Below are 12,617 nucleotides of genomic sequence, written 5' to 3'. Positions count from 1 at the left end.
TCAGGAAAGCTGCCGCGGTTCGCAGGAGAAGGGGTTTAAGCCGCCAGGCGCGTGCGACCTTTTCGCGAGTCAGCATCGATGCGTCACGCGGATGTGCGGCGGCATAGGAGGCGAAGGCATTTCTCAGGCTGTCGGCCTGTCTCTTCCAGTCTTCCACCCGGCTCTGCTCTTCCGGTCTTTCCGCGAGCCATGCCTCGACAGCCGCGCGGTCATCGTCGGAGAGAAGCCCGTCGACATAGGCGTGCAGGTCGTCTTCGGTTATGGCATCAGCCCGTTTCATCGTGGTCTCCGCAGGGGAATGATATTATCCGCCGCCAGATGCTGGCGAAGGGTTTCGCGGGCGCGGGACAGTCTGGACATGACGGTGCCGAGCGGGATCGACAATGTCTCCGCCGCCTCCTGATAACTGTAGCCCTCCACCGTCACCAGCATCAGTACGGCGCGCATCTCAGGCGAAAGCAGCGCAAGCGCGCCGTGCAGGCGGTCGTTCTCCAGCGTATCGCCCAGCGTTTCGGCAGCGGCGATCGTTTCATCGAGACTTTCCGAAGGATGCCGTTTCTCTGTCCGGTGGCGGTTGCGATAAAGATTCGTCATTATCGTGTAGGCCCATGATTTCAAACCGGTTCCGCGCCATGTTGCTTTATTGGCCAGCGCCTTCTCGACGCAGTCCTGCAACAGGTCCTCTCCATCGGTATCTGAGCGCGAAAGGCTGCGGGAATAACGGCGCAGCATCGGTATCAGGGCCAGCATCTCCGCTTCGAAGCTGCCGGCCGCGGGGGACTGTCTCCCCCGCGTCGCAGCTTCCATCTCGTCAGGGTTTTGCTGCATCCCACACACCGTTCACGCCGTCGCCGGTGGCATCGCCCTTCTTGGTGTCCTTGATCCAGTAATAGAGCGGCATGCCGTCCTTCGCCCATTGCTTCTTGCCGTCCTTGCGCGTCACGATGGAGTAAGCCCCTTCGGCTTTCGCATTCTCCGCAGCGAAGAAGGGCGGCCAGTTCGTGGCGCATTTGTCATAACAATTGGATACGCCCTTCTTGTCGTTCTTGAAAGTGTAGAGCGTCATGCCTTTTTCACCTGCGAGCACATTGCCTTTTGCGGTCTTGACCGTTTCGACCGCCGGGGCGGCATAGGCTGTTCCGGCAAAGGCCAGAACGAGGGCGGGGACGATGAAGCGGATTTTCATGGACATATCCTCCTTGGTTCGGGCGGGCTCGAGCCGCCGGCACAACAAGAGACACCGTTGGTCCGTGATTTATTCCCTTCGCAAAATATTTTTTTCAGCAGCCTGATGACGAACGGGGAAAACCGGGCGTAAACCTGCGCTTCAGCGCTCACGATATTCATCTTTCGTTCTTTTTCTGTTGCGTACCGGGCTCGAATCCTGCGATGAGGGCGCATGTTATTTTCACCGCAACAGGACGAAGCGCTCAAGGCTGTTTCCCGCTGGCTCAAGGAAGGCCGGTCGCCGGTTTTCCGGCTGTTCGGCTATGCCGGAACCGGCAAGACCACGCTTGCCAGGCATTTTGCGGAAAACGTCGATGGAGAGGTGCTGTTTGCGGCCTTCACCGGCAAGGCGGCGCAGGTGCTGCGTTCCCGCGGCGCGACCAATGCCCGCACCATCCACTCCCTGATCTACCGCCCGCGCGGAGAGGAGACGGTGGAAGACGAAGAAACCGGCAAGACCTCGATTGCCCCGATGTTCTCCATCAACCGCCAGAGCCCGCTCGCCAAGGCGGCGCTCATCATCATCGATGAATGTTCGATGGTCGACGAGCAGCTTGGCAAGGATCTGATGAGTTTCGGCACGCCCATCCTCGTGCTCGGCGATCCCGGCAGCTGCCGCCGGTTTCGGGCGGAGGCTTCTTTACGAGCAGGAGCGGATTATCTGCTGTCGGAAATCCATCGCCAGGCGAAGGACAATCCCATCATCCATCTTGCCATGGATGTGCGGGAAGGCCGGGAGATCATGCGCGGCGATTATGGTTCCGCGAGGTGATCTCCAAATCCGAGGTGACGCAGTCGCTGGTGCTCGATGCCGATCAGGTGCTGGTTGGCACCAACCGCACCCGCCGCCGCTACAATCAACGTCTTCGCGAGCTAAAGGGTTTTACCGCCGATTATCCGCAATCGGGCGACAGCTGGTCTGCCTTCGCAACGATCCTGCCAAGGGCTGCTCAACGGCTCGCTGTGGCAGGTGATGAGTTCGTCGCGCGAGACGGTGAAGCCTGGTATCACCTGATGATCCGGCCTGAAGACGACGATATGGATCGCGGTGCGGCCAAGATCAAACTGCTGAAGGCGGCCTTCGAGGACGTGGAGACCGAAATTCCGTGGTCCACGCGCAAGCGTTATGACGAATTCGATTTCGGCTATGCGTTGACGGTGCACAAGGCCAGGGTTCGCAATGGAATAACGTGGTTCTCTTCGATGAGAGTTATGCGTTCCGGGACTCGCGCGAGAGGTGGCTTTACACCGCCATTACCGCGCGGCTGAGACCCTGACCATCGTTCGCTGATCCTGATCAGGCGCGGATGACGCCGAGCAGAACGCCTTGGCCACGCCTGAAACGGTTGCTGGCGCTGAACTTGCCGATAATCTTCGTTCGAGGATGTTAAGGCTCGTTTGCCGAAAGGCCAAGGGCACGGGCGAGCCTGACAGGGGCGTATCCTTCCGCCATGAGTTCGAGACATTTCCGTTCAGGATCGGTTAGCGCGATGTCGTTTGCCTGTCCCCGCTCGGCCGCGTCCGCGCCATCTTCGTCGCTATCGGTGACGAGCAGTTCCTCGATCTGCTGGGCCTGGCGCTGGAGCGTGGAAAGCTCCGCCGTCAACTCTCGCTTTCGCTGCCTTAGTGCGTCGCGAAATATATCGTCTGCCTCTTCCTGTGAGAGAGAACGGACTAGTTTTTCCATGATCTCCGTAATCGAAGCCACGGAAATACCGACTTCGCGGCAAACGTTGATAACGGCCATGCGCTGGACGTTGCGGTGAGAATAGACCCGCATCTGTCCGATGCGTTTAGACGTCAGCAGTGCCTTTTCTTCGTAAAAATGCAGGGTACGGTGGGTCACTCCGAAGATATTGGCCATGTCCGCGATCGGAACCGGTTCGGCGGGCAGCGATGAGGGCAGGCTTATATCCGGTAGAAAGCTGTTGACCCTTAGATTGGGTTTGTCCTCGTCGCCGCGACTTTCGAACGGCATCCGGCCATCCTGCATTGTCTCCCCCTTCGCGCTCTCCGGCAGCGTGTCTGCCTTTTTAAAGGCGTCTGTTGCTTATTCCCCCGCAACAGACCGTTTTTCGATAAAAACATAATGCCAAACGCTACATCAAAACCGGAACGTGTCATGCGCACTTTCGTTCCCGGTATGATAAAAAATTTATCAGCCTCCTTGCGGTCGGCGTCAACCTGCGTGAAACAGGATGTCAATTCCGAACCGGAGCCCGATGCCATGCCCGCAAAACTCTCTGTCAATCTGAACGCAATTGCCATGTTACGCAACCGCCGCGATCTTCCATGGCCGGATGTCGCGCATTTCGGGCATATTGCACTGGAGGCGGGGGCAAGCGGGCTGACTGTACACCCGCGGCCTGACCAGCGCCATATCCGCTTCTCGGATCTACCGGCCCTGCGCGCGCTGATCGATGACAGGTTTCCCTCCGCGGAGTTCAACATTGAAGGATATCCGAGCGAGGATTTTCTCCTTTTGTGCGAAAAGACCCAGCCCGAACAGGTCACACTCGTACCTGACGATCCGTCGCAGGCAACCTCCGATCATGGCTGGGATTTCCGCGCGCATGCGAAATTTCTGAAGCAGGTCGTCGGACGGCTGAAATCGGGCGGCATGCGGGTGTCGCTTTTCGCAGATGGCGACGGCGAACGCGAGCCGGTGGAACTGGCGGCTGAGACGGGCGCTGCGCGTATCGAACTTTATACCGGGCCCTATGGCGGCTGTTATGACGATCCGCACAAGGCCGATGTGCTCGTCGAGACGCTTGGGCGGACGGCGGACCATGCTGCGGCGCTCGGACTTGCCGTCAATGCGGGCCATGATCTCACCGTCGCGAACCTGCCAAAGCTGATGAAACGTATCCCTTATCTGGCCGAGGTTTCAATCGGCCACGGGTTGACGGCGGATGCCCTGGAATATGGCATGGCGGAAACAGTCCGGCGTTTTCGGCAGGCCTGCGGTCAGGCTATTTCATAACCAAAGCCAATTTTTTCGCCTATGTTCTGCCTTGCGCATGCTCCGTGCGCGAGGGCGGCGGGAGATATGTCGGAACCGGTCCCGCCGAACTAGGTTCTGGGTTGAGTATCGGCGTTTCCGATAGTCGGAATTCACTTTCCGGACCGATGCTCGGGCTTTTGAAGGCAGAGACATATGCAAGAACATCATGTTGTCGTCGTGGTGGAGGCTTCGGCGGTTTGCAGCTGGTACACGGGCTGGAGGGGGCCCTGTCCGCATCACATTGATCGATCGTCGCAATCATCACCTTTTCCAGCCATTGCTTTATCAGGTTGCGACGACTGCGCTGGCGACATCCGAGATCGCGTGGCCGATCCGTCATCTCTACCGCGATCGCAAGGAGGTCACGACGCTGCTTGCCGAGGTGACCGGCGTGGATCGGGCGGCCCGGACCGTGCATCTCAACACCGGTGAAACGATCCGCTTCGACACTTTGGTGCTGGCTACAGGCGCACGCCACGCCTATTTCGGTCACGATGAGTGGGAGCGTTCCGCGCCGGGTCTCAAGACGCTGGAGGATGCGACAACGATCCGCCGCCGCCTGCTTCGGGCTTTCGAACGGGCCGAACTCGCGACCAGCGAAGAGGAACGACAGGCACTGCTAACCTTTGTCATCATAGGGGCAGGCCCGACCGGCGTGGAAATGGCAGGCATGATTGCAGAGCTTGCCCATAAGGCGCTGCCGGCGGAATTCCGCAACGTTGACACCCGAAAGACCCGCGTGCTGCTCGTCGAGGCTGGTCCCCGCGTGCTGCCGGTCTTTACGGAGGATCTTTCGGCCTATGCCAAGGAGGCGCTTGAGAAACTTGGCGTCGAGGTTCTGCTCGGAACGCCGGTGACGGCCTGCAGCGACGAGGGCGTGACGGTGGCGAGACCCATATCCATGCCGTACGGTCGTCTGGGCCGCCGGCGTGCAGGCTTCTCCCGCGGCTAAATGGCTCAATGCCGCCGCCGACAGGGCAGGACGGGCCATTGTTGGGCCGCAGCTTAATCTGGAAGACGATCCTGATATCTTCGTCATCGGCGATACCGCCGCCGTCAATCAGGAAACGGCAAGCCGGTGCCGGGTATTGCGCCTGCGGCAAAGCAGCAGGGCGCTTATGTCGCGAAGGTCATCAAGGCGCGGCTTGACGGCAAGCCGTTTCCTTCACCCTTCCGCTACAGCCATCAGGGCAATCTTGCCACGATCGGCAAACGCGCGGCGGTGATCGATTTTGGCCGGTTCAAGCTCAAGGGCGTGTTGGCATGGTGGATATGGGGACTTGCCCATATCTATTTCCTGATCGGAACGCGTTCGCGGCTGGCCGTGGCGTGGAGCTGGCTTTGGATTTACTTGAGTGGCCAGCACAGCGCGCGGTTGATCACCCAGAAAGAGACGCTGAAGGACGAGGCGTGAGGCAAGCGACAAAGAAACGGCGGGAAGCATGGCTTCCCGCCGTTTCTGTTTCGCCGTTTCCGGACGCATCAAGCGTCGAGCGACGCCATGTCGATGACGAAGCGGTAACGTACGTCGCTCTTCAGCACGCGCTCATAAGCCTCGTTGACGTCCTTGATGTCGATCGTTTCGATTTCGGACACGATGTCGTGCTTGCCGCAGAAATCCAGCATCTCCTGGGTTTCCTTGATAGAGCCGATCATAGAGCCAGCCAGAGAACGGCGGCCGGGGATGACCGAGAAGGCGTGCACGGGATCGCATGTTCAGGCACACCGAGAAGCACCATGGTGCCATTGACCTTCAACAGGCCGAGATAAGCATTCCAGTCGATTTCCGCCGAACGGTGCAGAGGATCAGGTCGAAGGTGCCGGCGAGCTTTTCGAAGGTCGAGGCATCGCTGGTGGCATAATATTCCTTCGCGCCAAGCTTAAGGCCGTCTTCCTTCTTGGAGAGTGTCTGCGAAAGCACGGTGATATCCGCGCCCATGGCTGAACCGATCTTCACGCCCATATGGCCAGACCGCCCATGCCGACGATAGCCACCTTCTTGCCCGGGCCGGCATTCCAGTGCTGAAGCGGCGAATAAAGCGTGATACCAGCGCAGAGCAGGGGAGCGGAGGCATCGAGCGGCAGGTTTTCCGGAATGGAGAGGACGTAATCTTCCCGCACGACGATATGGTCGGAGTAACCGCCCTGCGTGGCGGTCTTGCCGTCGCGTTCGACGGAGTTATAGGTCTGCACGAGACCCGGCATGTACTGTTCATTGTCGAGATCGCGGGTGGCGCAACCGACGCAGGAATCGACAAAGCAGCCCACGCCGACATGATCACCGACCTTGAATCTGGTGACCTTGGAGCCAACGGCGCGGACGACACCGGCGATTTCGTGGCCCGGAACGATCGGGTAGACGGCGTTCTTCCATTCGTTGCGGACGGTATGAATGTCGGAATGGCAGATACCGGCATATTTGATATCGATGACGACGTCGTCATCATTCGGCTCGCGGCGTTCGAAGGTGAACGGGGTAAGCGGCTTCGACGCATCTGTAGCAGCGTAACCTCTTGCAATAGCCATCTGAATATCCTTTCGGAAGTTGGGGACGGCGGAATATGCAATGGAAGAACGAACGGGCGTTAGAGCGATCCTCCTAGCTTTTTGCACGATCCTGCAAAAATATGATGGTGCGCTCTTTGCGCGGGCCGAGAGGCTTTCTAGATAGATGACATCAAACGCACCTCTTCCGTCAGTCAAGGGATTTCCCCTATGTCCTTGTCGTTCAATGTCTATCAGGAAATTGCTTCCATCGCCGCGCGGCATGCCACCAGCGACGGCGAGGTGCAGACGGCAATCGGCTCCCTTGGCATCAGCCGGCGTACGACTCCGAGCGCTCCCTGCCACGGCAGTTATCGCCCTTGTCTCGCTATGGTGATCCAGGGATCGAAAAGCGTCCAATTGGGGACGGACACCATCAACTACAGTGCCGGCGATTATCTCCTGACATCGCTTGATCTGCCGGTTGCGTGGCGGGTGGTGGAGGCGAGCAGGGAAGTGCCGCATTTCTGCATCTCGCTTGCCATCGACAGTGAAAAGCTGCTCGATCTCATGCGGCGTGTTCCTATCGATCCGCCGGTGGAGCCGACGAATGCGCAGCGCGGCATCGTGGTCAACACAGCCACGCCGGAACTTCTCGATGCGGCCATCCGCTGCTGCGCTTGCTCGATCGTCCCGCAGACATTGCCGCCGTGGCGCCGCTCATCGAACAGGAAATCCTCTATCGCATTTTGACCGGACCGGCCGGCGGGCAGCTGATGAACATCATTGCCGCTGGAAGTCACGGCAACCGCATCGCCCGCGCCATCGCATGGCTGCGCGAGAATTTCGCACGCCAGCTGCGCGTCGAAGACCTTGCAGATCACATCGGCATGAGCGTGTCGTCCTTCCATCATCATTTCAAGACGATCACGGCCATGACGCCGGTCCAGTACCAGAAGCAGCTTCGCCTGCATGAGGCCCGGCGGCTTATGCTGCTGGAGCGACTGGATGCCGGTACCGCGGGCCATCGCGTCGGTTATCAGAGCCCTTCGCAGTTCAGCCGAGAATATAGCCGCTTTTACGGGCTGTCGCCGTCACGGGACGTCGATGCATCGCGCGAGATTGCGGCGGGGTAGATTGGGGCTGTGCATTCGTAGCGGGTCGTCGGTAGGTGTGGCTTACCCCCTTTGCCCTGCCGGGCATCTCCCCACAGGTGGGGAGATAGATATGCGGCAAGGTTTTGCCCATCTCGACGTTAGAGAATGAAGTGGCGATAGCGCATCTTGTCGATCTCCCTCCTTGTGGGGAGATGCCCGGCAGGGCAGAGGGGGGAAGCCACACTTACCGACGACCCGCTACCACACACAACCGCCTGAAGACGCACCCGCGTTGCTATTCATCCCCACGCCGCACCGCGTCAATTCTCATCCCCCTCTAAAGAATCCGCTTGACCGCAACGCCGCCTCCGCTTAAATGGCGCTCGAACCGTACCGTACGGTACATCAATCGAGCCCCTTGGAGTGGAAAGACTTGGCTTCCGACCCGATCACAGCGCAGGAATTTTCGCCGCGCCAGAACGCCGTTCTGGACCAGGCATTGCGTCTATTGGTCGAAGGCGGCGAGAAAGCGCTGACCACATCGGGACTGGCGCGCGCCGCCAACTGTTCCAAGGAAAGCCTTTACAAGTGGTTCGGTGATCGCGATGGCCTGCTGGCAGCGATGATCACCTTTCAGCAGAGCAAGGTCCGCACCTTCGAAAAGGCAGGTGACCGCGTCTCCGCACCGCAGCTTGCCGATCACCTCGAGGTTTTCGCCCATGATCTGCTGGATGTGCTGGCAGGCGACGTGTCATTGGCGCTTAACCGTTTGGCGATAGGGCAGGCGAGTCGGGATGGCTCGAAGCTCGGTGATCTGCTGCTGGAACGTGGTCGTCGCCAGATCGACCGCCGCGCCCGTGGGCTGATCGAGGCAGGTCGCCGTTCCGGTTACCTGCGTTTCGATGATGCCGAAGAGGCATATCGCAGTTTTTACGGCCTTATCGTCTCGGATCTGCATGTGCGCATGCTGCTGGGCGAGGCGCCGGACAAGGATTTTTCTGCCCGGGCGAAGAAGGCTGTCATTGCCTTCCTGACCCTCTACGGCACGGAAAAGGTACATTCGGAACTGGGCGGCAAGGTCGCTTAAGCTTCCGGTTCAGACAACTGAGAGACAAGCATTAGGGAAGGACCATAAAATGCGCGTTTATTATGATCGTGATGCCGATCTCAATCTCATCAAGTCCAAGAATGTCGTCGTCGTCGGTTACGGCTCCCAGGGCCGCGCCCATGCGCTGAACCTCAAGGATTCCGGTGCCAAGAACGTCGTCATCGCTCTCAAGGCCGGTTCTCCGACCGTCAAGAAGGCCGAAGCTGATGGCTTCAAGGTCATGACCGTTGCCGAAGCCGCCAAGTGGGGCGACCTGCTGATGATGGCAACGCCTGACGAACTGCAGGCCGACATCTACAAGGCCGACATTGCCGGCAACATCCGTGATGGCGCAGCGATTGCTTTCGCGCACGGCCTCAATGTTCACTTCGGCCTCATCGAGCCGAAGGCATCGCTCGACGTCGTCATGATCGCACCGAAGGGCCCTGGCCACACGGTTCGCGGCGAATACCAGAAGGGCGGCGGCGTTCCCTGCCTCGTTGCCGTTCACCAGAACGCTTCGGGCAACGCCCTTGAACTCGCTCTCTCCTACGCCTGCGGCGTTGGCGGCGGCCGTTCGGGCATCATCGAGACCAATTTCAAGGAAGAGTGCGAAACCGACCTCTTCGGCGAACAGGTCGTTCTGTGCGGCGGTCTCGTCGAACTGATCCGCGCTGGTTTCGAAACTCTGGTCGAAGCCGGTTACGCTCCGGAAATGGCCTATTTCGAGTGCCTGCACGAAGTGAAGCTGATCGTTGACCTGATCTATGAAGGCGGCATCGCCAACATGAACTACTCGATCTCCAACACCGCAGAATGGGGCGAATACGTCACCGGTCCGCGCATCATCACTGCCGACACCAAGGCTGAAATGAAGCGCGTCCTGCACGACATCCAGACCGGCAAGTTCACCTCCGAGTGGATGCAGGAATGGAAGGCTGGCGGCGCTCGCTTCAAGGGTATCCGTCGCAACAACGACAGCCACCAGATCGAAGAAGTCGGCGCCAAGCTCCGCGGCATGATGCCCTGGATCGGCAAGAACAAGCTGGTCGACAAGGCCGTCAACTAAGCTTCATTGCTTGATGAAAATTTTGGAGGCCGGGGCGAAAGCTCCGGCCTTTTCCGTTAGGGAACGGGCCGGTTTAGCTTGACTCTCGATTAACGATACGTACATAAATCTGTACATATCTACGAGAGGCGGTTCTCATGGCAAATGTGCGATTCACGGAATTCCGGCAGAACTTCGCGACCCATTTCGACCGGGTTCTGGAGACGCGCGCGCCGTTGCTGGTTACTCGGCAGGGGAAGGAGGCGGTCGTGGTTCTCGCTGAGGGGGAATACGAGAGCATGCAGGAAACGCTGCATCTTTTATCCAACCCGGCAAATGCCTTACGACTTCGTACTTCCATGGATCAACTTGAACGCGGCGATATCATCGAGCGGGATCCAACCGAAGAATGAAGCTCGTCTGGACGCTGAGTTCATGGGACGATTACGAGTTCTGGCAAAGAACCGATGCTCGTATGGTAGAGAAAATTAACGACCTCATACGGAATGCCAAACGGACGCCCTTTGCTGGGCTCGGAAAACCGGAGCCTCTGAAGGGCGATATGGCAGGATATTGGTCTCGGCGGATTTCCGCCGAGCATCGGTTTGTCTATCGTGTATCCGGGTCCGGCAGCGAACAAAGGCTGGAGATCATCCAGTGCCGCTTCCATTACCAGTAATCGGTCACTTGGGCGGGATGACGCCTTCGTCAGCAGAAAGCAGCCGTAAAACCGCGTCTCGCCCGTCGTGATGACGCAATAAGCCTGCTTGGCTTTTTCGTAGAAGGCAAAGCGTTCAATGCCGTACATGGGGGCGGATTTTCCTTCAGCCGCGTCGATTTCCCTCTGCACTTCGGCCTGTACCGGTTCCAGTTGATCGGGCGCGCCCATTACTTCCATGCGGCCGACCGAGGGCTGCAGCGGGGTATCGAGGGGCAGGACGGACAGGATCGCTTTCATTGCGCGGGCAGCGGAGACGTTGTCGATGTGAAGAACCTTGCCGACTGTGGTGTGGCGGGCAACAGAGTCGGAGGGGAAATTGGTGTCCGAGATCACCAGCGTGTCGCCGTGACCCATGGCGCGCAGCGCGTGCAGAACGTCGGCATTCAGCGCCGGGTCGATATTCTTCAGCATGTCCTCAAACTCCCATGATGCTTTCGCCGTGTCGTGGCTCGCGTGCAATCCAGCCGGAAAACCCCGTGGCGTCAATCGCAAAGGTGTGATTGTGAAGCTTTGCGCAAGGGTGTATTTGGCTTTGTCCGCGAAATCGGCCTCGATTGAGACCAGTTAAGGGCAATGTGCAGGGAGGCAGAAATAATTCGAAAAACTGATAAGTCAGTATTGCTGACGTATCGACATTTCTGTAAAGATGCACGCATAAAAACGACACAAGAGGAAACGTACCCATGCTCAATTGGGAACAAATTTTCGCCACGCGCTCTTCGCGCATGAAAGCGTCTGAAATCCGCGAGCTGCTGAAGCTGCTCGAGCAGCCCGACATCATTTCCTTTGCCGGCGGTATTCCGGACCCCGCTCTTTTTCCAGCAGAGGAGTTTCAGCAGGCTTACGCGGAGATTTTTTCTGGCGCGCAGGTCAACGCCGCGCTGCAATATTCCGTCAGCGAAGGTTACAAGCCGCTGCGCGAATGGCTGGCGGGAGAAATGGACAAGATCGGCATCGAATGCACCGCCGACAACGTCTTCATCGTTTCCGGTTCGCAGCAGGGTCTCGATTATCTCGGCAAGCTGTTCCTGTCGCCAAAGGATACGGCGCTGGTCACCTGGCCGACCTATCTCGGCGCGCTCTCGGCATTCAATGCCTATGAGCCCAACTATGACCAGCTGAACCCCGGCGGTAACCGCACGCCCGAGGCTTACCGCGAAACCGCGGCCAAGCTTGGCGGTTCGGTGAAGTTCGCTTATCTATCGGCCGATTTTTCCAATCCGACCGGCGAAACCGTCGATCTGGCCGGACGGCAGAAGCTCCTGGAGCTTGCTGACGAGCTCGATATCGCCGTCATAGAAGACGCGGCTTATCAGTCGCTGCGTTATGATGGCGAAGCCGTTCCGCCGATCATGGCGCTCGACATTGCCCGTTCGGGCGGCATTGAAAACACCCGCACCATCTATTGCGGCAGCTTCTCGAAGACGCTCGCTCCGGGTCTGCGCGTCGGTTACATCGTCGCTTCCGCTCCTGTCATCCGTAAGCTGGTGCTGATGAAGCAGGCCGCCGACCTGCATTCCTCGACGATCAACCAGATCGCCATCGAACGCGTCGCCTCGCGCGGCTTCGACAAGCAGGTGGCCAAGATCAAGGCAGCCTATAGCGCACGCCGCGATGCGATGCTGGCGGCGCTCGAGAAGTACATGCCGAAGACGACCAGCTGGACGAAGCCGGAAGGCGGCATGTTCATCTGGGTGACGCTGCCTGAGGGCATGGATGGGGCGGCGCTGCTTGCCAAATCCATCGCCACGGAAAAGGTCGCTTTCGTTCCCGGCCGTGCTTTCTTTGCGGATGGTTCGGGCACGAACACGCTGCGCATCAGCTTCTCCTGCGCCAACGAGGCGATGATCGAGGAAGGCATGAAGCGCCTCGGGCGGTTGATTGCGACGGCTCAGGCGGAAACGGCTGAGGTAGTTCCGGCGATTTGAGGGTTGCGAGGTTTTTCGGCG

At 58.9% G+C, this 12,617-nt stretch carries 12 protein-coding genes and 4 pseudogenes; 10 read left to right on the top strand and 6 right to left on the bottom strand.

The genetic code is table 11. The features are described 5' to 3' along the window. The 3 genes from EGT36_RS16495 to EGT36_RS16485 form a co-directional block, all read right to left on the bottom strand. Window positions 1-280: anti-sigma factor family protein (locus EGT36_RS16495; RefSeq protein ID WP_502697442.1), on the bottom strand; the 280-nt coding region annotated here is incomplete at its 3' end. After that, complete coding sequence (locus EGT36_RS16490; protein ID WP_022556561.1) at window positions 277-828, bottom strand: RNA polymerase sigma factor; 552 nt, start codon at window positions 826-828, stop codon at window positions 277-279. The genes EGT36_RS16495 and EGT36_RS16490, both read right to left, overlap by 4 nt. Beyond that, the gene (locus EGT36_RS16485) at window positions 812-1,192 is read right to left on the bottom strand and encodes a COG4315 family predicted lipoprotein (protein WP_051634433.1); all 381 of its coding nucleotides are present in this window, start codon (window positions 1,190-1,192) and stop codon (window positions 812-814) included. Before EGT36_RS16485 ends, EGT36_RS16490 begins: the two co-directional genes overlap by 17 nt. Before the next feature lie 207 nt (window positions 1,193-1,399). Here EGT36_RS16485 and EGT36_RS31060 point away from each other — a divergent pair, with 207 nt between their 5' ends. Both EGT36_RS31060 and EGT36_RS31055 read left to right on the top strand, forming a co-directional pair. Then, a complete protein-coding gene (locus tag EGT36_RS31060) occupies window positions 1,400-1,999 on the top strand; it encodes an ATP-dependent DNA helicase (protein WP_286084042.1) in 600 nt (199 codons plus the stop codon). Between the two features lie 418 nt (window positions 2,000-2,417). After that, window positions 2,418-2,504 (top strand): hypothetical protein, encoded by an 87-nt coding sequence (locus EGT36_RS31055; RefSeq protein WP_286084063.1) that lies wholly within the window; start codon window positions 2,418-2,420, stop codon window positions 2,502-2,504. A gap of 110 nt (window positions 2,505-2,614) precedes the next feature. Here the strand turns inward: EGT36_RS31055 and EGT36_RS16475 are convergent, their stop codons facing one another. Continuing rightward, window positions 2,615-3,205 (bottom strand): MerR family transcriptional regulator, encoded by a 591-nt coding sequence (locus tag EGT36_RS16475; RefSeq protein WP_286084039.1) that lies wholly within the window; start codon window positions 3,203-3,205, stop codon window positions 2,615-2,617. A 249-nt stretch (window positions 3,206-3,454) separates the two neighbouring features. Between EGT36_RS16475 and EGT36_RS16470 the strand changes: the two genes are divergently transcribed. Both EGT36_RS16470 and EGT36_RS16465 read left to right on the top strand, forming a co-directional pair. Beyond that, entirely contained in the window at window positions 3,455-4,210 is a 756-nt protein-coding gene (locus EGT36_RS16470; protein ID WP_006697805.1) for a pyridoxine 5'-phosphate synthase, read from the top strand. A 174-nt stretch (window positions 4,211-4,384) separates the two neighbouring features. Continuing rightward, a pseudogene (locus tag EGT36_RS16465) lies at window positions 4,385-5,645 on the top strand (NAD(P)/FAD-dependent oxidoreductase). 68 nt (window positions 5,646-5,713) lie between these two features. On the opposite strand, the pseudogene EGT36_RS16460 reads toward EGT36_RS16465, so the two are convergent. After that, window positions 5,714-6,757 (bottom strand): annotated as a pseudogene (locus tag EGT36_RS16460) (NAD(P)-dependent alcohol dehydrogenase). A gap of 189 nt (window positions 6,758-6,946) precedes the next feature. On the opposite strand from EGT36_RS16460, the pseudogene EGT36_RS31525 reads away from it, so the two are divergent. The 5 genes and pseudogenes from EGT36_RS31525 (at window position 6,947) to EGT36_RS16435 (ending at window position 10,626) form a co-directional block, all read left to right on the top strand. Then, window positions 6,947-7,851, top strand: a pseudogene (locus EGT36_RS31525) (AraC family transcriptional regulator). A gap of 394 nt (window positions 7,852-8,245) precedes the next feature. Further along, window positions 8,246-8,899 carry a TetR/AcrR family transcriptional regulator gene (locus EGT36_RS16450; protein WP_004442706.1) on the top strand — a complete coding sequence of 218 codons (654 nt, stop codon included), beginning with the start codon at window positions 8,246-8,248 and terminating at the stop codon, window positions 8,897-8,899. A 49-nt stretch (window positions 8,900-8,948) separates the two neighbouring features. Beyond that, window positions 8,949-9,968 (top strand): ketol-acid reductoisomerase, encoded by a 1,020-nt coding sequence (gene ilvC, locus EGT36_RS16445; protein ID WP_003495030.1) that lies wholly within the window; start codon window positions 8,949-8,951, stop codon window positions 9,966-9,968. 137 nt (window positions 9,969-10,105) lie between these two features. Then, window positions 10,106-10,360 carry a type II toxin-antitoxin system Phd/YefM family antitoxin gene (locus tag EGT36_RS16440; protein WP_037089948.1) on the top strand — a complete coding sequence of 85 codons (255 nt, stop codon included), beginning with the start codon at window positions 10,106-10,108 and terminating at the stop codon, window positions 10,358-10,360. Further along, window positions 10,357-10,626, top strand: a complete 270-nt coding sequence (locus tag EGT36_RS16435) for a Txe/YoeB family addiction module toxin (protein WP_037089950.1) — start codon at window positions 10,357-10,359, stop codon at window positions 10,624-10,626. Before EGT36_RS16440 ends, EGT36_RS16435 begins: the two co-directional genes overlap by 4 nt. Before the next feature lie 3 nt (window positions 10,627-10,629). On the opposite strand, the pseudogene EGT36_RS16430 reads toward EGT36_RS16435, so the two are convergent. Continuing rightward, window positions 10,630-11,079: pseudogene (locus tag EGT36_RS16430) on the bottom strand (RbsD/FucU family protein); the annotation flags it as partial. A gap of 272 nt (window positions 11,080-11,351) precedes the next feature. On the opposite strand from EGT36_RS16430, the gene EGT36_RS16425 reads away from it, so the two are divergent. After that, entirely contained in the window at window positions 11,352-12,596 is a 1,245-nt protein-coding gene (locus EGT36_RS16425) for an aminotransferase-like domain-containing protein (protein ID WP_004442697.1), read from the top strand. Window positions 12,597-12,617 lie beyond the last annotated feature (21 nt).

Source organism: Agrobacterium sp. FDAARGOS_525, assembly GCF_003938925.1.
Lineage (GTDB): Bacteria > Pseudomonadota > Alphaproteobacteria > Rhizobiales > Rhizobiaceae > Agrobacterium > Agrobacterium pusense.
The sequence above is the reverse complement of the archived record's forward strand: the minus strand, read 5'-3'. Positions and strand labels throughout refer to the sequence as shown.